This window comes from Paenibacillus sp. PastM-3 (genome assembly GCF_029893965.1).
Classification (GTDB): Bacteria; Bacillota; Bacilli; order Paenibacillales; family Paenibacillaceae; genus Paenibacillus_AQ.
The window spans coordinates 1-24,020 of sequence record NZ_JARXXP010000034.1; the positions used below are offsets into that span (position 1 = coordinate 1).

At 50.3% G+C, this 24,020-nt stretch carries 25 protein-coding genes; 9 read left to right on the forward strand and 16 right to left on the reverse strand.

Translation table 11 applies throughout. The annotated features are described in order from the left end of the window. The 3 genes from M2108_RS31710 to M2108_RS27695 form a co-directional block, all read right to left on the reverse strand. Positions 1 to 109 (reverse strand): helix-turn-helix domain-containing protein (locus M2108_RS31710; protein WP_481857223.1); only part of this gene is annotated, 109 nt, incomplete at its 3' end. Positions 110 to 356: 247 nt separating this feature from the next. Continuing rightward, on the reverse strand, positions 357 to 1,133 hold the full coding sequence (locus M2108_RS27690) for an SDR family NAD(P)-dependent oxidoreductase (RefSeq protein ID WP_277472632.1): 777 nt from the start codon (positions 1,131 to 1,133) through the stop codon (positions 357 to 359). A gap of 212 nt (positions 1,134 to 1,345) precedes the next feature. Beyond that, on the reverse strand, positions 1,346 to 2,035 hold the full coding sequence (locus M2108_RS27695) for an HAD family hydrolase (RefSeq protein ID WP_277472633.1): 690 nt from the start codon (positions 2,033 to 2,035) through the stop codon (positions 1,346 to 1,348). A 92-nt stretch (positions 2,036 to 2,127) separates the two neighbouring features. On the opposite strand from M2108_RS27695, the gene M2108_RS27700 reads away from it, so the two are divergent. Next, positions 2,128 to 2,943 carry an alpha/beta fold hydrolase gene (locus tag M2108_RS27700; protein ID WP_481856955.1) on the forward strand — a complete coding sequence of 272 codons (816 nt, stop codon included), beginning with the start codon at positions 2,128 to 2,130 and terminating at the stop codon, positions 2,941 to 2,943. Here the strand turns inward: M2108_RS27700 and M2108_RS27705 are convergent. The 3 genes from M2108_RS27705 to M2108_RS27715 all read right to left on the reverse strand — a co-directional run bounded on the left by M2108_RS27705 (position 2,935) and on the right by M2108_RS27715 (position 6,701). Beyond that, on the reverse strand, positions 2,935 to 3,822 hold the full coding sequence (locus tag M2108_RS27705) for an alpha/beta hydrolase (RefSeq protein ID WP_277472635.1): 888 nt from the start codon (positions 3,820 to 3,822) through the stop codon (positions 2,935 to 2,937). The genes M2108_RS27700 and M2108_RS27705 overlap by 9 nt on opposite strands. A 186-nt stretch (positions 3,823 to 4,008) precedes the next feature. Further along, a complete protein-coding gene (locus M2108_RS27710; protein WP_277472636.1) occupies positions 4,009 to 5,949 on the reverse strand; it encodes an FtsX-like permease family protein in 1,941 nt (646 codons plus the stop codon). Further along, on the reverse strand, positions 5,946 to 6,701 hold the full coding sequence (locus M2108_RS27715; RefSeq protein ID WP_277472637.1) for an ABC transporter ATP-binding protein: 756 nt from the start codon (positions 6,699 to 6,701) through the stop codon (positions 5,946 to 5,948). The genes M2108_RS27710 and M2108_RS27715 overlap by 4 nt, the downstream gene beginning before the upstream one ends. 213 nt (positions 6,702 to 6,914) lie before the next feature. On the opposite strand from M2108_RS27715, the gene M2108_RS27720 reads away from it, so the two are divergent. Next, positions 6,915 to 7,853, forward strand: coding sequence for an amidohydrolase family protein (locus tag M2108_RS27720; RefSeq protein ID WP_277472638.1), 939 nt, complete (start codon positions 6,915 to 6,917; stop codon positions 7,851 to 7,853). Here the strand turns inward: M2108_RS27720 and M2108_RS27725 are convergent. The 3 genes from M2108_RS27725 to M2108_RS27735 are packed head-to-tail and all read right to left on the reverse strand — an operon-like array spanning position 7,845 to position 10,125. Next, entirely contained in the window at positions 7,845 to 8,852 is a 1,008-nt protein-coding gene (locus M2108_RS27725) for a sensor histidine kinase (RefSeq protein WP_277472639.1), read from the reverse strand. The two genes, M2108_RS27720 and M2108_RS27725, sit on opposite strands and share 9 nt — an antisense overlap. Continuing rightward, the gene (locus tag M2108_RS27730) at positions 8,849 to 9,538 is read right to left on the reverse strand and encodes a response regulator transcription factor (protein ID WP_277472640.1); all 690 of its coding nucleotides are present in this window, start codon (positions 9,536 to 9,538) and stop codon (positions 8,849 to 8,851) included. The genes M2108_RS27725 and M2108_RS27730 overlap by 4 nt, the downstream gene beginning before the upstream one ends. 17 nt (positions 9,539 to 9,555) lie before the next feature. Beyond that, entirely contained in the window at positions 9,556 to 10,125 is a 570-nt protein-coding gene (locus tag M2108_RS27735) for a hypothetical protein (RefSeq protein WP_277472641.1), read from the reverse strand. A gap of 60 nt (positions 10,126 to 10,185) precedes the next feature. Between M2108_RS27735 and M2108_RS27740 the strand changes: the two genes are divergently transcribed. The 5 genes from M2108_RS27740 (at position 10,186) to M2108_RS27760 (ending at position 16,851) form a co-directional block, all read left to right on the forward strand. Then, a complete protein-coding gene (locus tag M2108_RS27740) occupies positions 10,186 to 11,040 on the forward strand; it encodes an AraC family transcriptional regulator (protein WP_277472642.1) in 855 nt (284 codons plus the stop codon). Then, on the forward strand, positions 11,037 to 11,957 hold the full coding sequence (locus tag M2108_RS27745; protein ID WP_277472643.1) for a DMT family transporter: 921 nt from the start codon (positions 11,037 to 11,039) through the stop codon (positions 11,955 to 11,957). The genes M2108_RS27740 and M2108_RS27745 overlap by 4 nt, the downstream gene beginning before the upstream one ends. A gap of 126 nt (positions 11,958 to 12,083) precedes the next feature. Then, on the forward strand, positions 12,084 to 13,202 hold the full coding sequence (locus tag M2108_RS27750; protein WP_277472644.1) for an ArsR/SmtB family transcription factor: 1,119 nt from the start codon (positions 12,084 to 12,086) through the stop codon (positions 13,200 to 13,202). Between the two features lie 53 nt (positions 13,203 to 13,255). After that, on the forward strand, positions 13,256 to 15,058 hold the full coding sequence (locus M2108_RS27755) for an ABC transporter ATP-binding protein (RefSeq protein ID WP_277472645.1): 1,803 nt from the start codon (positions 13,256 to 13,258) through the stop codon (positions 15,056 to 15,058). Then, positions 15,055 to 16,851 carry an ABC transporter ATP-binding protein gene (locus tag M2108_RS27760; RefSeq protein WP_277472646.1) on the forward strand — a complete coding sequence of 599 codons (1,797 nt, stop codon included), beginning with the start codon at positions 15,055 to 15,057 and terminating at the stop codon, positions 16,849 to 16,851. The genes M2108_RS27755 and M2108_RS27760 overlap by 4 nt, the downstream gene beginning before the upstream one ends. Before the next feature lie 8 nt (positions 16,852 to 16,859). Here M2108_RS27760 and M2108_RS27765 read toward each other — a convergent pair whose 3' ends face one another. From M2108_RS27765 to M2108_RS27775, 3 genes are all read right to left on the reverse strand, one after another. After that, the gene (locus M2108_RS27765; protein ID WP_277472647.1) at positions 16,860 to 17,141 is read right to left on the reverse strand and encodes a GNAT family N-acetyltransferase; all 282 of its coding nucleotides are present in this window, start codon (positions 17,139 to 17,141) and stop codon (positions 16,860 to 16,862) included. A gap of 2 nt (positions 17,142 to 17,143) precedes the next feature. Further along, on the reverse strand, positions 17,144 to 17,944 hold the full coding sequence (locus M2108_RS27770; RefSeq protein WP_277472648.1) for a YhfM domain-containing protein: 801 nt from the start codon (positions 17,942 to 17,944) through the stop codon (positions 17,144 to 17,146). Between the two features lie 128 nt (positions 17,945 to 18,072). Further along, entirely contained in the window at positions 18,073 to 18,624 is a 552-nt protein-coding gene (locus M2108_RS27775) for a polymer-forming cytoskeletal protein (protein ID WP_277472649.1), read from the reverse strand. 264 nt (positions 18,625 to 18,888) lie between these two features. Here M2108_RS27775 and M2108_RS27780 point away from each other — a divergent pair, with 264 nt between their 5' ends. Next, a complete protein-coding gene (locus tag M2108_RS27780; protein WP_277472650.1) occupies positions 18,889 to 19,833 on the forward strand; it encodes a serine hydrolase domain-containing protein in 945 nt (314 codons plus the stop codon). Between the two features lie 637 nt (positions 19,834 to 20,470). Here M2108_RS27780 and M2108_RS27785 read toward each other — a convergent pair. From M2108_RS27785 to M2108_RS27795, 3 genes are all read right to left on the reverse strand, one after another. After that, on the reverse strand, positions 20,471 to 21,244 hold the full coding sequence (locus M2108_RS27785) for a CPBP family intramembrane glutamic endopeptidase (protein WP_277472651.1): 774 nt from the start codon (positions 21,242 to 21,244) through the stop codon (positions 20,471 to 20,473). Between the two features lie 105 nt (positions 21,245 to 21,349). Beyond that, positions 21,350 to 21,901, reverse strand: a complete 552-nt coding sequence (locus tag M2108_RS27790; protein ID WP_277472652.1) for a hypothetical protein — start codon at positions 21,899 to 21,901, stop codon at positions 21,350 to 21,352. 49 nt (positions 21,902 to 21,950) lie between these two features. Further along, the gene (locus tag M2108_RS27795) at positions 21,951 to 23,102 is read right to left on the reverse strand and encodes a copper amine oxidase N-terminal domain-containing protein (protein WP_277472653.1); all 1,152 of its coding nucleotides are present in this window, start codon (positions 23,100 to 23,102) and stop codon (positions 21,951 to 21,953) included. 208 nt (positions 23,103 to 23,310) lie between these two features. Here M2108_RS27795 and M2108_RS27800 point away from each other — a divergent pair, with 208 nt between their 5' ends. Next, positions 23,311 to 23,679: a hypothetical protein gene (locus tag M2108_RS27800; protein ID WP_277472654.1), complete on the forward strand. Its 369-nt coding sequence runs from the start codon at positions 23,311 to 23,313 to the stop codon at positions 23,677 to 23,679. Positions 23,680 to 23,769: 90 nt separating this feature from the next. Here the strand turns inward: M2108_RS27800 and M2108_RS27805 are convergent, their stop codons facing one another. Beyond that, complete coding sequence (locus M2108_RS27805; RefSeq protein ID WP_277472677.1) at positions 23,770 to 23,952, reverse strand: hypothetical protein; 183 nt, start codon at positions 23,950 to 23,952, stop codon at positions 23,770 to 23,772. Positions 23,953 to 24,020: the final 68 nt, after the last annotated feature.

Sequence of the window (24,020 nt, forward strand, 5' to 3'; positions counted from 1 at the left end):
TTATGAGTTGCTGTTGTTCCGCTGTAGGGTAAATCCGGTATTTATAGGCTCGATGAATCAGCATGTGCGACACCTCATTTTTAGTAATATTATTCCTATTATAGCACATACGTTCGGTTTGAAGTCAAAAACCGCAGATTCATCCCCACCCTATCGAGGGTGGAGTATTCTCAGCTTTTTTAGATAAAAGTTTCATTTTAGAAATTGCCCTTTTCTTTCTTATACTTTCGATAATTATCATATCGGCAATAGCACCAAGATCTTGTCCAGCCCAAAGGACAAGATCTTGGTCTCTTAAAACCGAAAACCCGCGCTGGGCGCAGGTTCATTTGGGACTATGTTCTTATCTTCCTTTATTAAGCTTGACGATAAATGGGTGCACCCAGCGGCGCTGCTCCCGCTCCCCCGTCAGCGCTGATATCGGCACCCTGAATAAAGGAAGAATCGTCAGACGCCAGGAACAAGGCCACCTTCGCGATCTCCTCCGGCTCTCCGAGCCGGTTAAGCGGGATAGAGCGTGACATGCCGGCTTCCAGCTGAGCCCAGCCCTCCGGTGTAGACTGGCCCCAAATTGGCGTTCGGGTAGCCCCAGGCACGACATTATTAACCCGTATCCCCTTCGGTGACAGCTCAGCGGCCAGTACCTTGGTCATACTGCTGATTGCACCTTTACTGGCCGCATAGGCTGAGCCGCCCGGTCTGCCTGCCCCTGCCAATACGGACCCGGTCAGGATTACTGAAGCGCCGTGCTGCAGATAGGGCAGTGCCGCTTGAACGGTGAAGAATACCCCTGTCACGTTCACTCTCAGCACCTCTTCAAATGCAGACAGCTCCGTGCTGCCAAGCGGTGTTGAGCCGCTGATTCCCGCATTTGCATAGACAATATCAAGTCTGCCGAACCTTTCAACTGCAGCTGCTACAGCCTTGGCTGAGCTGTCCGGATCAGCCGCATCTGCCTGCACCGCAAGCGCAGACTCATTGCCCAGTTCTCGGACAGCTGCTTCCAGTGTGCCGGCATTTCGGCCCGTTATAACCACCTTGGCACCTTCACTGACGAACAACCGGGCTGCCGCCAGACCGATACCGCTGTTTCCTCCGGTAATCAAAGCTACCTTTCCATCCAGTTTTCCCATCTCTTACACTCCTTTTTTGTAATATAGCGGTGATATGACCTACAGATCAGAGAATGATGGCTTATACGGGAACGATCATTCTAAATTATTCAAAAAAATAAAAGCTGACTGCCCGTTTTCCCTTATCTGTACTCAGTTTAGCATAACGGGAACGGACGGTAAAGAATTATTTTTACTGATCGTTCTCAATATGCTGCAGATCTGCTCATGCGTCAAATATAATTCAATATTTCGGTAAGGGAACGGATTGTGATTTGCTGCCCCCAGTTTTTTAACAGCTGATCTCTATTCATTAATACAGAAACCATGCCAGACTGATTAGCCCCGATAATATCTTTCTCCTCGTTACCAACATAAAGCATATTCTGTTTAGCTATTCCCAGCTCTTTGGCTAATCGTATAAATCCTTCAGTCCGCGGCTTTCTGTACCCGATCTCAACAGAGCTCAGGATGACATCGATATATTCCCGGACAGGTTCGACATCCTGCTGAACATATTTCATGCTCATCCCATAGGGAACATCTGTTAAAATTCCCACGGGCAAGCCTCTCTGCTTCAATTCTTTTAGCACAGTTGCCGCATCAGTGTACGCTTTGGAGCGCTGCTGAAAAAAGCTGAAAAATATGCTGGCAGCCTCATCCGCCTTCCTGCCGCTAATTCCCCATGCTGCAAGTACTTTATCAAAAACCTCCAGGTCGGTCACTTCGAAATCCCTGGGATATATCCGGGTATTATACAGGGACAACACCTGCTCAGCCTGCAGGATATGTGCTTCGGTAAACCGGACTTGCATGGCCTGCATGATTTGAATCAGCGCTGACCGGTACAGGTTCCTCCAGCTGAGCGGTACATTTTCATAATAAATCAACGTATCACCAAGATCGAAACCAACGGCTTTCATGGCCAGCCTCCTTCTTCCAATTACAAGTTACTTACAGGCACCAATCCGCCCATATCAACATACATAGTGGTAATAAGAAGGGCGGGATGCGGGTGAGGAACAATAGCGGGTTTGAGCAGCGGGCGATTTTCCTGGCAGCCATATGCAGTCAGACATATGTACAATTGAATAATCCGGACGGCTTATTTGTGATTCCGCAGAATTATACGCTGAGACATACCATCTATGCCAAATCCTTCGGCAGCGGGCGCGAACGGTTCGGCTTTATACTGGAATCTCCGGATGAGATTATCGTTGCCTTCCGCGGCACCAGCCAGCAAGCCGACTGGATATCCGATCTGATCGCCTCGCAGCGCAGCTTCAAATATATTAAGCAGGACTGCCTGACCCACCGGGGATTTACCGATATCTACGCCACCGCCAGAAATGAGCTGATATCCGCGCTCCACGCCCTGCCATCCGGCAAGCCCTTAACCGTCACCGGCCACAGTCTCGGTGCAGCACTTGCCACCTTGTGTGCGGTTGATGCAGCTGCCAATACGACCTTCACGTCACCTGCACTGTTCACTTATGGTTCACCGAGAGTCGGGGACCCTGCCTTCAAAAAAGTGTTCAACTCGTATATCCGTACCAGCTACCGCATCGCCAATACTTTTGACGCTGTAACCTTTGTCCCGCCCACAGTCTACAAGCTGCCAAAACGCGATAAAAGATTCTATTACAGCCACGTTCCCGAGCTTGTCACACTCACCTTCCAGCTTGGAGCGGTCGGCCTGAATCACATCATCAGCAGCTACTTTGCCGAGTTTGCCAAGCTGGACCCGGCGTATGCCGGGCAGCTGTGCCAATCGAATCCCGGTTTCTGTCCGGCCACCATTCCAGCAGCGGTACCTGTCCCTTTAACCTGATACAGAATGCCTGGCGATGAACCGCAGTACCGTTTGTCCAGCTTCTGCCGGCTGCAGCAGCCAGACATAGGCATGAATCGAATCCGAAATCCTCTTAATTTCAGCCTGCTGTACCAGACTGGCAAAGTGATCCAGGCTGCTGCGGACCCGCTCATTCGCCCACTCCGCTTCACTCGGCAGAAACAGCACCGGGCACTCTACCTGCCGGTAATAAGCTTCAAACTTCAAATCCCAGAATTTCTGAATATACTCTGTACGCACACGGTTCAGGTAGCAGTAGGTATATCTACCGTCTTCCAGCTGCTGCAGACCGTTCTCATAGAACGGCTGGAAATGCTCATTCCACAGACCCTCTTGTTCCAGCCCGGCACGTTCCTCGGCGACATATTCCGCCTTGCTCGTAAACACACGTTCCTGCCGTTCTGCCAGCTCAGCCCGCATATGCTTCTTCCTCTCCTCAATCTCCTCCGCTGTTCCGTTAAACAAGCCGTGCTCACCGAACTCATTGCAGAGCGCCCCTTCGAGAATCAGCGACTGGACCAGCTCCGGATGCGCGGCAGCCAGGCTCAGGCCGATCTCTGCCCCCATCGAGCTGCCGACAACATGGCAACGCTCCACCTGCAGCTCCCGGAGCAGCAGATAAAGATCCTGTGCCATGCCGTCGATATGATAGCCGGTATGCGGCTTATCCGATTTGCCGTGTCCGCGGAATTCCGGCGCGATGATGCTGTACCGCTCTGCAAACTGCGGGAGCACACCGTTCCACATATGCAGATTGCCTCCGCTGAAATGAAGGAATAACACGGTCTCTCTGCCCTCTTGTATTGAATGCATGACGTTCAGCCCGATTTGACCCACCTGAATGATGTCCTCAACCATAAAATGATATACCTCCTATGTACTGCTTGCTTATGCACCGCTTGAAGATTTGGTATCGTCAGCGTATCCCGTAAAGATATGTAATATTCAGGAAAATGTCAACTATATTTCTGCTATACGCAGCACAAAAAGACAGCCCAGCATCCGCCGGGAGCGGGCTGAACTGCCTCTTTTCATCAGAACCGGTTACAGTGACTCTCTGATCACTCGCTTGTAATACAGCACGGACAGGAAGCCAAAGATCGAATACAGCACCGTATACAGCACCATCACCAGAATCATCGGCGTCAGCATTTCCGTACCGAAGAAAAACCAGCCGGATTTGACCGCAAAATAGCTGTGACAAAGGCCGATTACGAGCGGAATGCCGAAGCCAAACAGCTGCTTGAACTGGATGCCGCGCAGCAGATCGCCCTGGGTAAAGCCCAGCTTGCGCAGAATGGTATAGCCACCCTTCTCCTCCTCGCCCTCATCCATCTGCTTAAAGTACAAAATACAGCCCGAGGTAATCAGGAAGGTCAGGCCGAGAAAGCCGACAATGAACATGATCAGGCCCATATTGCTCCGCTGGTTCAGTTCATATTCATATTGGGAAAAGCTCGGATACTCCGGCTTCTGTTCCGTGAAAATCTCATTGGCCTCAGCCCGCTGTGAACGGTCGGCCAGCTCGATCCCGTAATAATCGCTTTTCCCTTCTCCTCTTTGCACCTTTGGATTCCGGGCCTGGACAAATTCTTCATACTTACTCTCATCCACTACAAAAATAGCACCGCCCCCGCCGTAGTAATAGGGCAAAACAGCTTCAGAGGAGCTGCCGTTAACCTGCAGGCTGACAGGTCCGTTTATTGTGTCAAATTCGACTTCACCCGTTTCGCTGAGCGACATGAAACGCTGCAGTGCCCCGCCGTAACCGACAATCGTTGTTTCTTCCGGCTGCAAATCCATACCCTCGAAGTCCTTTTCACTAAGTACAGCGGTTAGAAGCAGACGATCATCCGGGGATTTAAAAGCAGACTTCTCCACAATCCCGCTGGAATCCACTTCCATCATAATGGGCTTCATGTAAATCTCTTTGTATTTAATCTTTTGTGCATCCAGCGCCTGGGCAAACTTCTCCTTCGCTTCCACACTTGCGAATCCGAAATCATCCGGTGAGCTCTCTTTAGCGGTAGCCTCAGCCGAATAATATGAGATATAGCTGAGGGACAGCAGTCCGATAGCCAGTGCCGATACAGTCGTGATGATCGTCAGCAGCAGCGCGTTCGACTTCATCCGGAACATGATAGAGGACAGGGAGAGCACCTCATTGATTGACAGGTAGCCCTGCTTGCTCTTGCGGATGGCATTAAACAGGAAGCTGACCGAGCCTTTATAGAACAGATAGGTTCCAATAATGACCAGGGCCAGAATCGTAATCATCGCCATCATCAGCTCGGACATTTCAGTATATTTTCCGCTGAACAGCTGGGTTGAAATATAATAGCCGCCCCCTATAAAGGCAATGCCAAGGAGTCCGAGAACAATCTCCCATAGCGGCATTTTGCGGATGCGTGTCTGCGTGGTTGCATTGACTTTAAACAAGGACAGGATGCTTTGCCCTTTTATAAAAGTATAGTTCATCAGCATAATCAGCACATAGATCGCCGCAAAAACGATGATCGTCCGCCCCAGCGCCTCTGACGAGAACCGCAGCTCGGCCATCGCGTCGATCTCCAGGATTTTGAACAGGATCATCAGAATCAGGCGCGACATGGCGAATCCGGCGGCAATCCCGGCAACCAATGATCCGAAATAGAGCATCAGGTTCTCGGCGCTGAGCAGCCTGAAAATTTTGCCTTTGGTAAGTCCGATCAGCTGGAACAATCCGATCTCCCGGCTGCGCCGCTTGATAAAAATCGTGTTCGCATAGAGCAGAAAGATCGCGACAATGGCTACCAGCAGAACGGAAGAGGTTCCGATCGCTGCGCCTCCTTTTACCGAACCGGCAACCTCGTCCATCGAAGGATCAAACTGCAGGGTAACGAAGGAGAAATACAATGCCACACTGAATATAAGGGCAAAGACGTACAGGTAATAGTTTTTAATGTTCTTTTTGAGATTGCGGTACACAATATAATTCAGGTTCATGACTGGACACCGCCCAATACGCCCTGGGTTTTGATAATATCGTTGAAGAAGGACTGCCGCGGTTCATCCCCCTTGCTGAGTTGGGTGTAAATCTGCCCGTCGCGGATAAACACCACCCGGCTGCAATAGCTCGCCGCCACCGGATCATGCGTAACCATCACAATGGTCGCCTGGCGTCCCCGGTTCATATCCGACAGCTTGTTCAGCAGGTCAGAGGCGGATTTGGAATCCAGCGCCCCGGTCGGCTCATCGGCAAAAATAATGCTCGGCTCATGCACGAACGCCCGCGCTGCCGAGGTCCGCTGCTTCTGTCCGCCGGAAATTTCTGCCGGATATTTATTTTGCAGCTCGGCAATCCCCAGCTCCCCCGCTACCTGCGCAAACCGCTGATGTGCTTCCTTTTTGGAGATTCCGGTGATCGAGAGCGGCAGCAGCACATTTTCTTTGACGGTCAATGTATCAAGCAGGTTGTACTCCTGAAAAATAAACCCCAGATGATGCTTGCGGAACTCCGCCAGCTGCTTCTCCTTCATTCCGGTAAATTCCTTGCCCTCAATCTCAATTGTCCCCTGGCTGACCCGGTCGATGGAGGACAGCACATTCAGCAGGGTTGTTTTTCCTGATCCGGACGCGCCCATTATGCCGACGAACTCGCCTTTGTCCACCTGCAGGTCGATTCCCTTCAGTACTTCCTGCTTGTTAAATTTATTTCCGTAGGTTTTGTAAATTTTATTGGCTTGTAAAATGACCATTTCGCAACCACTCCTTTTCTGTACCTCAATCATACCGGGGCCAGGGCTTATGTTCCTGCGTTTCACCTAACAATATGAACGGGCATGTGACATTATTGTCACACGCCCGTTATCTGGTACGTCGTTAGCCGGTGTGCTATATTCAGGGTACGAAACCAAGCCCATATTTTCCCTGTAGTCATTTGTAGTCATTTTGTCTGTCAGGAGGAGGCCATGAAACAGCTATTTATCGCTGCCCTGGAGAACCGTTCGCTGGATGATCTGCGTAATGTCCCAAAAAGCGATCTGCACAATCACGCCGGTAGGGGCGGAAATTTAAAGTACATAGAAGCCTGGGCTAACATCACGATCCAGCCTCATTCGGGAACTTTTGCCTCACTCGATGAAATGCAGGAATGGTTCGTGCGCAGCGTGAAAAGCCATTGCCCCGGAATTGAAGGCTATCTTAAACGAATCGAAGCCGCTTTTGTCCAGGCTGCAGACGACGGAATTGAGCGGCTTGCACTCAGCTTCGGGATAGATGAGATCGACTCGCTCGGCGGCATGGAGTCCTTTATCCGGATTATGGACAGACTGCGTCAGCATTATGTTCCAGAGACTGCGTTTCTGCCGGAGCTTTCTTTGGACAGAGCCGGTAATACGGATACCATTCACGAGCGCCTGGATGAAATCTTCTCTTGTCAATGGTTCCGCTCCATTGACATTTGCGGCCCCGAATTGGCGCAGCCGATCCGGAATTTCCGCTCCATCTACCGTAAAGCCAAATCTGCGGGACTGGTGCTCAAAGCCCATACCGGCGAATTCGGCACTGCCGACGACGTGCTGGAAGCAGCCGTGGAACTGGAGCTCCAGGAGGTGCACCACGGCATCGCCGCAGCAGCCTCCCCGCAGATCATGCATTGGCTGGCTGATCATCACATCCGGCTGAACGTATGCCCAACCAGCAATGTGATGCTCGGCCGTACCCTGGATTATACCAGCCATCCAGTCAGAACGCTGTATGATGCCGGCGTTCCGGTGACCATCAATACTGACGATTTGCTGATTTTTAACCAAAGTGTGTCTGAGGAATATCTTAACTTGTATCTGTGCGGCTTAATGTCGGCGGTGGAGCTGAACGAAATCCGTGAATGCGGACTCCGTTCAGGCTGACCCGCCTGTCTTCACAAAATCATTCGCCCGCGGAAAGGTCAGCGTGAAGGCTGTACCTTTTCCGGGCTCCGACTCCACGCCAAGGCTGATCAGCAGCGGCTCCGCCACCTGCTTCGTCAGGTACAGGCCCATGCCGGTAGCCGCCCCCTCCTGACGTCCGAGCACCGAGGTGAACCCTTTATCAAAAATACGCGGCAGATCCTTGGGACTAATTCCCTTACCCTCGTCTTTGATCCTCAGCACCACATGCCCGTCCTGCTCCCGGCTCTGTACTACAATATCTGAAGCTTCACTGTATTTCACGGCATTGGTCAGCAGCTGCCGCAGCATAAATCCTAGCCACTTGCCGTCCGTCAGCACGGTTTCCGCCTCCAGCTCTACATCGAACCCGATGCCTTTCGGGATACACCAGGTTCTCAGCCCCCGGATCTCTTTATTCAGAATCGGCTCAAGCGCTGTATGCTCAATGAATAGATCGTTCTGCATAAAAGGTATCCGCTTCTGGTGCAGCTGCTGGTCGAGCAGATGATGAATCCGCAGCCATTCGTACATCATCTGGTTCTGCAATGTTTCATCCGGAAGACGCTCGATCATCAGCTGCATTGCCGTAAGCGGCGTCTTCACCTCATGAATCCAGGCCAGCAGATCGTCCTTTTCCTCTTCCAGCAACCGGAAGTTCACCGCAGATTCCCGCCGGTAGCGCTCCGTCTGGAGGGTTACCGCATCCTGTACGATGTGCTCAAACGGACTGTCCGCCTCCCGGAATGCCTCCAGATCATACACCTGATCCCAGGCCTCCATTGTCCTGTAGAACCGGGTCTCCTTCTGATACCGGAAGAACACAAACAGCGTGCAGACGAGTACATTCAACAGCACAATATACAGCACCGGCAGGAAAGGGATCGACGCATCGACAAAAGCCACGAACAGAATCAGCAGCTGCATTCCGGCCAGCAGGCAGAGCCAGCTTCTTTTTTCAGCTATGTATTTGACAATCATAAGGCCGCCTCTTCGGTAGCCATGTAGCCCTGTCCGACCCTGGTTTCGATAAAAGCGTCCAGCCCGAGCGGCTCCAGCTTTTTACGCAGCCGGTTCACATTCACGGTCAGGGTATTGTCACTCACAAAATGCTCATTATCCCACAGATTCTTGATCAGCTCTTCACGGTCCACAATCCGGTCCTTGTGCTCAATCAGAATTTTGAGGATGAACATTTCGTTTTTGGTCAGCAGAGCTGCACCCTGGCTGTTGGTTACGGTATTCTTCACATATTCAATCGTGGCGCCGCGCCATGCTCTCAGCTCTGTCCGTTCGGTGCTGTAGTTATACACCCGCCGGAGCGTAGCCTGGATTTTGGCGATCAGCACATCGAAATGGAACGGCTTTTGCATAAAATCGTCGGCCCCCAGCTGCATCGACATCACCATATCACTCGGATGATCACGCGAGGACAGGAAGATAATCGGCACATTGGAATGCGCCCGGATCATCCGGCACCAGTGAAACCCGTCGAACAGCGGCAGCTGAATGTCAATGATGACCAGCTCCGGCTGAACCGCCGTGAACTCCTGCAGCACCTTGGCAAAATCGGTGACGCCGTAAATATCATACGACCACTGGGATAAGCGTTCCTTAATTTCGGTGAATAGCGTAACATCGTCTTCAATCAGCATGATTTTGAACATATCGGGCACTCCGTTTCTTACAGCCAGCGGCTAAAATTTTTATGGGCTACCTTAATCCGCCTCTGCTCCGCCCACTCTGTCATTATTTTTACATCATTATCACTTTTAAAACGGAAGCAATTTTTATATGGAACCAGCACTTTTCCCTTAGGTCTGATGCCGATAACAGGTGTAAAGTAGCCTTTTACAAAAACAGTCTTGACATTGTCTGCCGGGATCTGCCGGTTGTCAATAACAAGGTTATCCTCATTAAGAATGATGTCAAAGGATCTTCTGGCTGCAAAAGCACGGTATATCAAAATAATTTCAACAGCAGCAAACAGGGCAAGAATCGCCGATGTTACAAAGTTGTTCTGAATATTTCCGTTAATCAAAATATAAATCCACAACATTACATTTATACTTATCCCTATAAGCAGCCTTTTTTCTGCGGGAGCCCTGGCTGTGCGTACTATTGGATTGTTCATGTACATCTCCTCCTGCTCAGACTCTCCACTACTTTCCCCAGACCTTCCTGCTCCGAACATTATACTATAAACTGGCAAAAAACGGTCGCGAACCTTCCCCAACTCCGCAATATCATTCAAGAACCGGGGAGCATCCTGTATTATACTTGCTTTACATTATATAAAAAGAGGGTGAAGCTGTTGTCCCGTGAGGTACGGACCGTCGTTTTTGATCAGGATTTGAAGCTGGAAGCTTACCGTTTTGAGGGGATTATGCAGAAGTTCCCTAATCATTTTCATGACTATTATGTCCTTGGTTTTATTGAACAGGGCAAAAGACTGCTGCAGTGCGGCAACGAGGAATATGTTCTGAACAGCGGAGATGTCATTATTTTCAACCCCCAGGACCCGCACTCCTGTGAACAGGTGGACGGGCGGACGCTGGATTACCGCTGTATCAACGTTCAGCCTGAGATCATGCGCCAGTATGTGCAGGAGATTACGGGAAAAAGCGAATTGCCGCGCTTTACACAAGCCGTATTGTTCCAGAGCGAACTGGCTGCACCGCTGCATGATCTGCACCAGATGCTGTTAGAGGAGCAGGCAGATTTTCAGAAGGAGGAGCTGCTGCTGTTTCTGCTGGAGCTGCTGCTGCAGGAATATACGGAAGAAGCCGGTACGGCCGGTCCCGCCGGGGAGGTTACTGCAGAAATCAAAAAGGTCTGCCGGTACATAGAGGATCATTATACAGACACTATTACACTGGGCGAGCTCACGGAATTGACGGGACTTAGCAAGTACCAGCTGCTGCGTATGTTCACTAAGCAAAAAGGCATCTCCCCATACCGTTACCTGGAGACGATTCGCATCAATCAGGCCAAGCGGCTGCTGGAGCAGGGCATTTTGCCGATGGAGGTGGCCCTGCGGACCGGATTCAGCGACCAGAGCCATTTCAGTAACTTCTTCAAAAAACTGATCGGCTTAACGCCTAAGCAATATCTGCGGATCTTTACCAGCCCGGCGGAAATGCTGGCACATGCGGTGACCTCATCATGAATGCTAATCGAAGCGCCGTCACCGGTCATCTGCTGGCTTTTATCACGATTCTCAATTGGGGGACCACCTTTATTTCGACCAAGCTGCTGCTGACAGGGCTTACACCGCTGGAGATTTTGTTTTTCCGCTTTATTCTGGGCTATGCTGTTCTGTGCCTGCTCTATCCGCGGCGGATCCGGACGGGCTCTTTTAGAGAAGAAGGGTTATTCATTGCGGCCGGGCTCTGTGGTGTGACCCTGTATTTTCTGATCGAGAATATTGCGCTTCTCTACACCTCCGCCTCTAACGTCGGTGTAATTGTGTCCATCGCCCCGTTCCTCACCGCAGTGATTGCCCATTTCGCTTTACCGGACGAACGTCTTACTCCCGCCTTCATCACAGGATTTCTGATCGCCCTGAGCGGCATTGGCTGCATTCTTCTAAACGGAAGCCTCCGGCTACAGCTGAATCCGCTCGGTGACCTGCTGGCTCTGCTAGCTCCTGTCGTCTGGGCTCTGTACTCTGTATTGATGCGCAAAATCAGCGCACTCCAGTACAATACCATCGGCGTGACCCGCAGAGTGTTTTTTTATGGTCTGCTGGGTATGCTGCCCGCTTTGCTGCTGTTCGATTTCCGCTTCGGCCTGGACCGGTTCCGTGATCCCGCCAATCTGGCGAACCTGCTGTTCCTCGGTCTGGGAGCTTCCGCGCTGTGCTTTGTAACGTGGAACCGGGCAGTCGGTATGCTCGGAGCAGTCAGAACAAGTGTCTACATCTATCTTGTCCCGGTTATCACCGTGGCGGCAGCTGTACTGTTTCTACAGGAACAGCTCACCTGGGCTATTATACTGGGTACTGCGCTTACCTTAACGGGTTCTGCTCTCTCAGAACATAAACCCAAACGTTCCCCCGGCAAAGAAACTGCTGTCCAAAAATAATATGGAGTGACTTTTTATCCTATGCGCTTTTTCAGGTATGGGTTATTTTAACATTAAGTGATAACTTAATATTGTGGAGTATAATCAAGTATTTAATTTTCACTTAACTTTATAATGGAGGTCCAGATGGAAAGACAAACGCTTAACGAACAACTTCAGCAAAATATCCGGTTCGCCTATAACGAGGCTTTGGAATTTATCGTGGCGATGGGCATGGCGGCTTGCGGAGAGCAGATGTATGCCATGGCTCAGGATTATAAGATTGAAATGGACTCCATGGCTGATTCCTTCTACGAGGATACCAAGGCCCGGCTGTCACCGCATACTTTCCGTGAGCTGCAGTTTTTCTTCGGCCACAATTTTCTTCATAAAACGCTGGACTTTGGTTTCTATGTGTCCATCTGCAGTAATCCTGAGCCGCAATCAGCGGAAGACTGGATTACATCACTGGAGACCATACCGGCTGAATGGATGCTGACAGAGATGGTATTCGGGGTTTATCACGATAAGCTGGAGGAGCTGCTGCAAGGAAGGGATTGGGAAGCATTAAAAGGCAATCTCAGCCTGCTGGCCGCATTAGTCAGGGATACTCCCCCGCATCAGGAGGTCATTCTTACGCAGGAGCCGCTGCTGGAATGCCTTGCCCATCCGGAGGAATGCAAGCTCAGGTACATGCAGCTTCTCCGCCGGTTCTACAAGGATGTCTTTATCTGCTGGAAGGAGCAGCTGAAGGAACGTTCTGAACAGGCTTCTGCTCATTATGAGACGCTATTCGCCGCCAAGCCTGAGCAGTTTATCCGTGAAATCCACAAAAATGAGCCTGAAATTTTCCTCTCTTTCCCCACTGCTTTTCACGTAAGCCAGGCTTCACAGGTCGGTAATCATTTCTTGAACTTTACTACTGCGGCCGGCAATGTAGGCTGGGTTATCTTCGGTATCCATAATGAGCGGGTATTCGGACCGGCTGCTGACCGAGAACAGACTGAGCTGTTCCTGAAAGCCTTTTCTGATAAACGGAGGCTTGATTTCGTACTATTACTGAAGCAGCGCCCGCATTACGGGCAGGAGATCGCCTCCGCGCTTGGCATTACACCGGCAGCCGTGAATTATCATTCCAACTTCCTGTTCTTCCTGGATCTGATCAGTGTGAAAAGGGAGGATCACCGCATGTATTATCATCTGAATGTTGAGCGGTTACGGGAGCTGCTGGCTTTAACTGCAAAAGTCATGCTCGACGAGAACTGAGCTATGCAGTGCACGGCTGCAAGGGTTACATCTGATATCAGGGAGGGTCTCCATTGAAGAGATCAGAAGCTTCCGGCACATTCATCCGTTTAGTGAAGCTCGGCAGGCCGTATATCGGCTGGTACATTGCACTTTGTCTGGCTGCTGCCGTTATATCACTGACCTCTGTCGGCTTAGCTGAGGCATTGCGGCGGATTATTAATGCAGCCACGGAGCATAACATATCCAGCCTGGCTTCCAGCGCTATATTCGCTTTAGCTATTGTACTTGTCGATGTTGTCTTTAATTTTCTAAAAAGCTATTTATCCGCAGTGCTTGAGTATAAATCCACATCCCGGCTGCAGCTGACCCTGCTGGACAAACTGCTGAAGGTGAAGATGAAAGATCTGGACCGCTATCATTCCGCCGATCTCATCAGCCGTATTCACGATTCCGCACCTGCGGCGCAGCAAGGCATTAACCTGAAGACGGTCGAGCTGTTCAGCAGCCTGCTGCAGATCCTCTTTCTGCTTACCTACCTGATGTCCCTTCATTTCACGCTCACCATGGGCATACTGCTGATCTGCGCCCTGCTGCCGCTGGTGATGCTGCCTTTCACCTCACGAATCCGCAGCCTGTACCGGAAAAGACAGGAAGTGGAAGCCGCCCAGCAAGTGCTGATTCAGGACTCCGTACAGGGTGCTGAAGTCGTCCGCGCCTTCTCTCTGGCTTCACGGCTGCAGCAGCAATTCATGGAGCGGGTGCAGCATTACTTCAAGTTCCATGTTCCGCTCTCCCGTGCAGAAGCGGTTGGCTATAATATGAACTTTACCGTTATCTTAGGCGGTCTGCTGTATCTGCTTACTTATGGAGGATACCTCGTCATTGGCGGACGGCTTGATGTGGGGGCGGTGGCAGCATTTCTGATCAGCTTCGAGCAGATTACGAATCCGGTCTCCAGGCTCTCCAATCTTTGGGCACAGCTGCAAACCTCCCTGGCTCAGGGCAGCCGGATCTTTGAACTGTTTGAGCTGCACAATGAACAGCCCGGGCAGGAGCAAGGCGTACAGAAGCAGACGCCCGGACAACAGCAGGACAATGTAACAGCAAGTCTCAAAGGACTGCCCATTTCCTTTAACAATGTAAGTTTCAGCTACAGCGGCAATCCTGTCCTGCAGCAGGTGCAGCTTGCTATTGAGCCTGGCAAAGTGACCGCTTTAGCCGGACCAAGCGGAAGCGGAAAAAGCACCCTGCTCCGCCTGCTGCTGGCAGAATACGAGCCCGACAACGGCACCATCTGCTGCGGGTCACAGCCGTTAGGAACCCTTTCGCCGCAGGTCTGGCGCAGCAGTCTTGCTTACGTATCACAGGAGCCTTATCTTTTCTCAGGCACCCTGTATGAGAATATTGCCTGGGGCAGATCCGGAGCTGCCAAAGAGGAAGTTATACAAGCTGCACGGGATGCAGGTATACATGAGTTCATTATGAGCACTCCGCTGCAGTATGAGACTGTCATCGGTGAACGGGGGATCACCCTGTCCGGCGGGGAGCGGCAGCGGCTATCCATTGCCAGAGCCTTTGTCCGCGGGCCGGAGCTGCTGCTGCTGGATGAACCGACGGCCGCACTTGACAGCCACAGTGAAGAGGTTGTCCAGCAGGCGCTGCAAAAGCTGATGCAGGGCCGGACAACTGTAGTGATCGCCCACAGGCTGTCGACGATCCGTAATGCCGACACGATCTATTATATGGAGGCGGGCTCGGTTGTTGAGGAAGGAACCCATCCGGAGCTGATGGCAATGGAGGGCAAATATTACAATATGGTACAGTCCGTCCACCGGACGGATCATTCCCTTGTGCCGGAGGAGAATCAGATATGACGACCAAAGAAGCCGGAAAGTTACCGCTTCGCACCGTTCTGAGCCGGCTGCTGCCTTATGCCTCTCCTTACCGGCTTGGCCTGCTGCTGGCTACCCTGCTGCTTGCCGCCAGACTGGTGATGGACATCGGTTTGGCAGCCATCCAGCAGCTGTTCATTGACACCATTAACAGCGCAGATATGGATTCACTTCTCCGGCTGAGCGTTATTGTCGCCGCTGCCTGTGTCCTGATCATTCTCTGCCTGATGCTTCAGCATTATTACCGGTTTGTCGTTCAGAGCAGGATGGCCTGGGATCTGAGGGCAGCGCTGTTTAACAAGACCCACCGCCTGCCGTTCCGGCAGATTCAGTCCATGCATTCCGGCGACCTTACCTCACGCAACACCAAGGATGCAGAAGCCGCGATGGGCACAGTCAGCAGTATTATCTACGATTTGAGCTACAATCTTCTGCTCTGCTTTGTTTCTTTTCTCTACCTGGCTTCCATGGATGTGTGGCTCGCATTACTCGCGCTTGGCTCCGGGCCGGTCGTCTTTTTCTCCAGCCGCTTTTTTGACCGCAAATTGCGGCAGCTGTCAACCCGGATTTACGAGGCTGAAGCCCAGCTGCGCGGCATTCTGCAGGAGACCCTGCAGGGTGTGAAGATCGTCCGGGCTTTTTCGCTGGAAACGATGCTGCAGGACAAATATGCGGCAGAACGCACGAGGCTGAACCGTCTGCTGCTGCAGCGGGCGCTGTTAACGACATTGTTATGGAACAGCGCCGCTTTTATCAACAATCTGGTGATGGTCGTCTGCGCAGGCTTTATTGCTTACTCGGCAATCAAGGGCGGGACCTCTGCCGGGGAAGTGCTTGCTTTCATCATTCTGATGGGGCGTGTTCAATGGCCTTTCGTCCATATGTCACAGACCTGGGGCGGTGTCCAGCAGTCGCTTGGCGCGGCAGACCGCATATTCTCTGTTCTTGATGCACCGTCCGAGGATGACATTCCGCATGGGCACCCGAGCCTCCACTTACAGATTGATCCGGATGAATCTGCTGCATTAACTATTCATGGTGCATACTACAGCTACTCCGCAGCACCTGATGATCAGATGCAGCTGTTCAGAGATTTGAATCTGCACATCCGGCATGGCGAAACGGTTGCGCTGGTCGGTCCAAGCGGCTCCGGCAAAACAACCCTTATGCGGATGTGCTGCGGGTTACTCAGGCCCGATGCCGGATATATTTCCGTTTACGGCCAATCCGCATCCGGCGGGCTTGCAGAGCTGCGAAGCAAGATTACTTATGTGCCGCAGTCCCCTTACCTGTTCTCCGGATCAATTAAGGACAATATCGCGTTCAGCAGCGATATGGCCAGTGATGAAGAGATCAGGGAAGCGGCCAGACTTGCCGGAGCAGATGACTTTATTCAAAAGCTGCCCGCAGGCTATGAGACCCTGATCGGTGAACACGGAACAGGCTTATCGGGAGGGCAGCGCCAGCGGATCGCCATTGCCCGGGCTTTTCTGCGGAATGCACCGCTTCTGCTGCTGGATGAAGCGACCTCCGCCCTGGATAATGAATCGGAGCAGCTTGTTCAGCAGTCCCTTGACCGGCTTATGCAGAACCGGACCACACTGGTGATTGCCCACCGGCTATCCACTGTACGCAACGCCACCCGGATCATCGTGCTGGATAAGGGAGCTGTCGCCGAGGAAGGCACTCATGACAGCCTGCTGTCCAGCAACGGAGTATATGCGGAGCTGTACCGGCTGCAATTTAAGGAACCGGAGGCTGAAGCTGTCCTGTGAAGCTCTGATCAGAGAAGCTTCTTGGTTAGCACTGCCTCATTGTCTCTCGAATAACCGTTATTTTCATAGGGTCGCAGAGCCGAATGATTATTACTGCCTGTCAGAATCCTCACACTAACCACGCTGCGGCGGCTTAACTCTTTTTCAAGCAGATTAAGCAATGCCGTCGCAGCCCCTTTTCTCCTGTAAGCTTGCTCAATGTACATTTCTGTAGTCTCACCGCAAGCCTCACTGTAGCAAAAGGAGTTATAGCTCCGGGCGCAGCCGAATCCGATCTGTCCTCCGTTCAAAACTACTCCCCATAAATTAGCTTCCGCAGCTCCTCATGGAATTCTGGTTGGATCTCATACCCTTGTTCACTATCCATCGTGTCCACCAGTAACCCCCTGACTCCTTCATCCTTCACATTGGCGATATTCAGTACATATACTTTCTCTGCAGCCTCCGGCTCTGGATAAGATACATACATCAGGAAGTTAGTCGTGTAATTTAACATTCCGTTCATTTTGCTGGCCTTGTTAATGGCGTTTATAAATTCGCTTGTTTCATCCGGATCTGTAAAGGTCTTTTCGGTGAAAAGCCCTGCCGGCTTCTGCTCGCCTTTGCATAAGTCTACACACTGCAGCCGGATGGTAATCCCCTCGTTTCCATTCATCTGACTATAATTAGCGTCCTCCCCATAAATAAGCTTCCGCAGCTCCTCATGATTTTTAGAAGGAATCGAGTAGCCTTTTCCGCTATCTTTAGAGTCCACCAGCAGACCCCTTATCCCCTCCTTTTTTGAATCAGAAATGTTGAGGCTGTAGACTTTTTCTCCACCGTTTTTATAAGCTGCATACATTCTGAACGTCACACCATAATCCAGTTCTCCCTTTATCCTGCTTGCCTTATTGACCGCATTTACAAAAGCCCGAATCGCCTCCGGGTCCGTAAAGGTCTTTTCGGTAAAAGGTTCTGCCTGCGAATCTTCCCTGTTGCATATATCCACACACTCGATCCTAATACTGGACACCTCACTAGCTTTAAGATTGCTGCAGCCCAGGATTATTAAAAATAATGAACAAATGAGCAGCGGCACCCATCGTCCCAGCATAACAATTCCCCCTTTATAGACTCATTCCCACATATTTCTATATAAACAGAAAAAAGCCTGCAAACCAACCCCTTTTCGGGTCAGCGCACAGGCCTCATTTATAATATCATCTGCGGATCAGAACATTATTATTTTACTTCAGTAACACCAGTTACTTTACCTTCAATAACAGCGGATGCTTGAACGTCTGCGTTGGCAAAGTACAGGTTACCGTCAATGGTAGCATCTTTATACAGGTTAAAGCCGTTCGCTTCTACGTATACGTCACCTTTGATTGTACCGCCTTGAACTCTGAAGTTCTCGCTTTGTACAGTCACTTTTGGTGCAGTCAGCGTATAAGTAGCAGTTACCTTATGATCAGCATCCTGTGCGTACAGGGCGAGCTTGCGGTAAATTGCATTTTCGGCAGCGCCTTTATCATGGAATTCTCCGGCTACAACAACATCCTGATCCACAGTCAGATCATTCAGGATCGCAACGATCCAGTTACCTTCTGCACTTACTGCCTTCAGGAACGGATCCTGTTCTTTCACGATGGAAGCTGTCGATACCGCATCGGTCTGTGCAGCAGCAGTTGCAGTGGCAGCCGCTTCATTTCCCGCATTATCACTATTCGAACCGCAACCCGACAACAACGCAGCAGCAATACCGGCAACCAGCAAACTTTTTACAAATTTCATCTCAATTCCCCCAATAAATTTTTATTTAATTTCTTTTTGATAACCATATTATATATTAAAATTTGATAATTATTACGTGAACTTTTTCACAAATTTGTGTCTATTACTATTTATTTTGCGCAAAAAGAGCACATGGCGTTGATAGACCTCAAAAATTCTTCACCCATTTCGTTTTTTGCAATAAGGCTGGTACACTGTTAACAGATATGTACAAATATAATAACGGATTACGCCATCCGGCAGCATAAGAAAGGAACTCAAGAAATGGATACATCCAAACTTTCCGCAGCGCTCGCACCCTACCAGTTACGCAGCTGTCTGATTAGCTCCGAAGGCCGTCTGGTCTTTGAACATTATAGAGAAACCGGCACAGACGGTGAACTCGCCAAAATCAACTCCTGTACCAAAAGCATCCTGTCTGCTCTCGTCTGCATCGCCATGCAAAAAGGACTGCTGCCGCAGCCGGAAACGCTCCTGGCGGAATTTTATCCCCGGCTCCGGCAGGACCGGGACCCGCGCAAAGCTGCAATAACACTGGAGCATCTGCTAACCATGTCACCAGGCTTTAACTGGACCGAATTTGGCGGCCAGAACTCCTTCCCGCGCATGACGCGCTCAGAGAACTGGATAGATTATGTGCTGGAGCAACCGCTGTCCCACAATCCCGGTGAGCATATGGAGTACAATTCCGGTGTTTCCCAGCTGCTGGCGGCTTTGCTGGCAGAAGGTACAGAGATGCCGGTTGCCCGGTTTGCGGAGTCCGTGCTGTTCAGTCCGCTGGGCATAGAACAATATGAATGGGAGCAGGACCCGCAGGGTATTCATACCGGCGGCTTCGGGCTGCGCCTGCGCCCGGTTCATCTGCTAAGGTTCGGCCAGCTCTATCTGCAGCGCGGACAATGGGACCACCGGCAGCTGATTGCTTCAGAGCTGGTTGACCGTTCTACGCAAACCGCCCTCCTGGCAGAAGCTCCCCGCCGCGGCGGTTACGCCTGGCACTGGTGGACGGATAGCTATACTCAATCCGTTGATACTGCTGCGGAATCAGAACTTCATTATTTTTACGCCCGGGGATACGGCGGGCAGTTTATTTATGTTCTGCCGAAGCTGGAAACCGTTGTTGTCCTGACCCAGGATAATCGCGGCAAGCAGAAACGCGCTGCAGATGTATTTCGTGAATCGGTCTTACCTATATTAACTGCAACCTGACAGCTTTTATTAGCATAAACGCATAAATCCCCGACTACCTTATCAACCTAGGTAACGGGGATTTATGTGTTCAATCCATTATTCAATTCAATCATTTCCTCCAGCCACAATCCATATCCCTGACATGGTTATTGTTCATTCAATTTCGGTATTTCCCGTTCGCTCCTGATAAGGAGTATTGCCCCATGTCCTGCATATGGGATGAGTTCCCCACGTACACGATTACACGAAAAACGTTTTCACGGACGTTTTCCCTACTGTGTCAACCGTAATTGTACGCTTCGCTAACCTGCTTCAACGGAATCACGCTCCTTCGACTGCAAGATGTGTCTTGCCTGAAAAGCTTGTCCCTGGTTCATGGTTTCTTTGGGAATCTCTCCTTCCTTGAGTACTCACCATAAGTAAGCTTAAAGGATAGCCGCTTAGCGGTTATCTGTGCAGTTACTTGTTGGTGATGTCACTATAGTAGCGCATTTCTGCTAAATTTTAAACTTCCAAAATTTTTCGTATTTTGTCGTATTCCCCGGAAATTCCCAACCCCGGATATTGGGCTCTCCGAGGCTGAAAATTGCTGCTTTTTTTGCGGTTTTACGCAGATTTTACACTTTTACAATTGTAAATTTACGATGATCACAGGCTAAACGCTCAACCGGTTCGCCGGCGCAGTGCCCAGCTTGTAACGGCGGCGCAGATTATATACCAGGTAAAGGCCGTACAGCAAATACAGGACGTTTAGTACAATAACCACCGTCAGCTCTTTATCGGGATTCTCTTTGGTCATGAAAGCAAGGGCATCATAGACAAAATGGAACAGAATCAGCGGAATAATATTCTCCGTCGTCTCAATTAGCAGAGCAAGAATTAAGCCGATCAGGAAGGCATTGATTACCTGAAGCACGACACTCAAAGGATCTTTTCCGTTTAACGCGTTCGCCATATGTAAAATTCCAAAGAATACCGAAGAAAAAACGATATAAAATACAGGCCCCTTAACCTTCAGCTTATCTCTTATGATACCTCTGAAGATAGTCTCTTCAGTAAAACCGACCAACAGGGTAAACACCAGAAACAGCAGTACTTGGGCCGCAGTGAGCTGTACATTAAGCCCGCCCATAACCGGTTGAACCAGAGCAATGATTACCAGCGGTATGTAATACAGCGAGTCCCGCAGTTCTGCTGCACGAACGGGCCTGAACCCGAACTGCGCCAGCGAACGGTTGCCTCTCGTCATATAACCAGCAACAATGACTGCCATTACCAGAAAAGCTGCTCCCTGGGCCGCTATTACCCCGTTGTCGTTTAATTCCATAATGGTTGCGGCGGCGGAGGCGGCTGAAATCAGAAAGGTCAGCAGAATGCCAAGCATGAGCGAAAATAGAATCGGGTGAGCCTTTTTAGAAGTCCTTGTCATCATATGTCTCCTTTAATCCATGTAATAGATGCCCGGACCGGGCAACTTAATGAATTGTACTACACCTCCGTTATAAATGCGTAATTTTTTTACAATCCATTCTGATCAGTCTTTGATTTCCTCTAACAGGGATTTCAAAGGACCCTCATCCCACACCTGTACCTCAATATACCGCTCCGGACCGCCAGTCCCGTCTTTATTCCAGATCTGCGGCAGTCCATACTTTCTAATAAGCTGCAATATTTCATAGTATGTATACACTTGACCCCGATATTCCCGTCCGTCCTGCACCCTGGAACTAAAAGTTGGAAATAAATCGCCGTAAGAGAATGATAGTGTATCGGTGTCAAAGCTTGAAAGGTGCAGCTGAACCGCTTCTCCCTCAGCGTACCATGATTTCAGCCAGTCACATTCGCCGAATACCATATAGTGCGGCACTGTGCGGACGGGTTTCCCGCCTTTTGCAGTAAACAGCTCCCTGGCGAGCTGCTCCAGCTCTCTTCTTCGCTCAAGGTAACCTTCAGGTCTGCGCGAAGCCATGACTTTCTTGTCCTGACGGATTGTTCGCAGTACTTCTTCCGCCTCTGCAGCCGGTAAATCCGAGAGATTCCGGAAGGGGCCCAGCGCTTTTTCGTAATAATGGTACAGCATTTCCATAACCGCTCTAGCACCTCCCTGCAGCATGGTTTAATGTCAAAAACTCAGCCTAAGGCCGAGTCTTTGACAGATCATATTCGTAAATCCGGCCGTCCAGAACCGCCTGATTCTTGAACTGCAGCAGATTGCCGGTGCGCCGGATAAATTCAAGCTGATCCCCGTAAAACGGAACGTCATTGGTTTCAGCATAAAGCTGCTGGTCAGCGTCGAGCAGTTCCTTGTAGAGCAGCGTATTGCTCCCGGTTTTGCGGTCAATCAGCATAAGCAGCCCTTTCTGGTTGGGACGGATCAGCAGGAAGTCGTCATCCATGGCCTCGACCAGATACTTATCATCAATCCCGCCCAGCTTGACCAGATCCAGCGTCTCTTTTACCTTTCCGGTCCCGTCCTCTATTACTCTAAGCTGCCTGCCATCTGTCAAAATCAGGTTATCGCCGTATATTTTCACATTATCCCCGTAACGGATCCAATAGCCCACACTGGCCTGCCGGATCACCATCCCGTCCTTAATGACCAGGGTATACCACTTGTTATTGATATGCGGTTCTCCGTAAACATCGGTGATTGTCAGGTAGAGTAATCCTCCGTCCGTCTTGCGGAAATCAAAATGAACCATGTCGTACAGCTCGGAGCCAAGATTGGCAATCAGCCGGGGCTGGCCTGCCGGACTTTGGGCATACAGCTTTCCCGTCTGCTTATCAATAGTATAGGAAACGCCTCCGTAAACAGCACTGGCACTTGAAAAGAACTGAAGATTTTTGGCGGTGAATACCCTGCTTTTGGCGTTCCAGCTTACCGTCTCTCCGTCCAATGCCTGTACTACGAACCGGGCCGGCAGATACAGCTCGTCTTTATATACAAAAGGCCGGCCGCCCAGGCTGACAGTCTGACCATCCAGCTTTCCCTTTGTACTTGCTGTTGTTACAGTCACCGTCTTCTTCCATCCGCTATACGTGTATACTGTCCCGCTGCGTGTGCTGCTCCGGAAAGCCTGCAGACCAGCCGACTCCAGGATGTTGGCACGGGTATAAACAGTCCCTTCTTTCAGCAGTGCCGGGCTTGTTGACTGGCCTCCGTTTTCCCAGGATAATGTGCAATAAGCGGTTGAAGCAGCAGAGGTTACCGGAGGAAAAACCAATAATAACACTAGAACAGGCAAAAACAGCCAGCTCTTTTTCATAAATATCAACCCTTTCTTCATGTTCTGATTCCACCTATTCTTTGGACTCCAGAAACAGGAAAAAGTTGCAGATAACGCCTGGATACTCACAGGTTCTTTAGACTTAGTTCAATCGGACCACTTACCATAACTTCCAGTAGGAAAAGCCAGTACTGCATGATATAATCGCTAATAGTTTTGCCGCGAAATGAATCCCGTTTTGGTGTAGGGTGCAGGAGGAATTGTTACCATGAACAGTCATATTAAAATTGTGAAAGTTTCGGCAGCAATCGAAAAGGATGAATTTGCCGTTAAGGTAAGTCATTGGAAACTTCTGCTGGAGACAAGCCGTTATTATGAGATTAGAGGGGAAGAGGGTCCGGTAAAGCGGATTTACAAAGAAAAACTTAATACCGTTGTCGATGAAACAAAGTCTTATAGCGCCGGGCAATTGTCCTGCTCAGCCTTTTGCGCGGAGGACCGTATTAATGAGATGCAGATCGAAATGCTCCGCAAGCTGCAGCTCAAAATTAACCAATACATGAATGAGCTTCATCTGAACATGAAAGCGATCCAGCGGCAGACGGTTTGCCCTGAGAATTTCAAGCAACCGGAGTAGCCACAACGTGAATTGAAGCACAAAGAGCCGCAGATTACAGACTATATTGATAGTTCTGCAGTCCCGGCTCTTTTGTGTTTGACATGTTCTTTACAGCAGTTCCGCGTTCTTCACAGCATGTTCCCAGCTTGGAAAATAGTACAGGGCACTCCGCATTAATTCCGGGTCATGCTGCTTAACCTGCTTCTTGTTGATGCTTCCTCCGCCCGACTGGAGCTGCTTAATCCGGCTGATGACCTCATCTGATCCCAATGTAATATCCAGCTTTGCCACTCCCTTCTGTTTAAGTTATTTTCTATTCTCAACCAACAATTGGATTTATATACACCGCCAAAATGAAA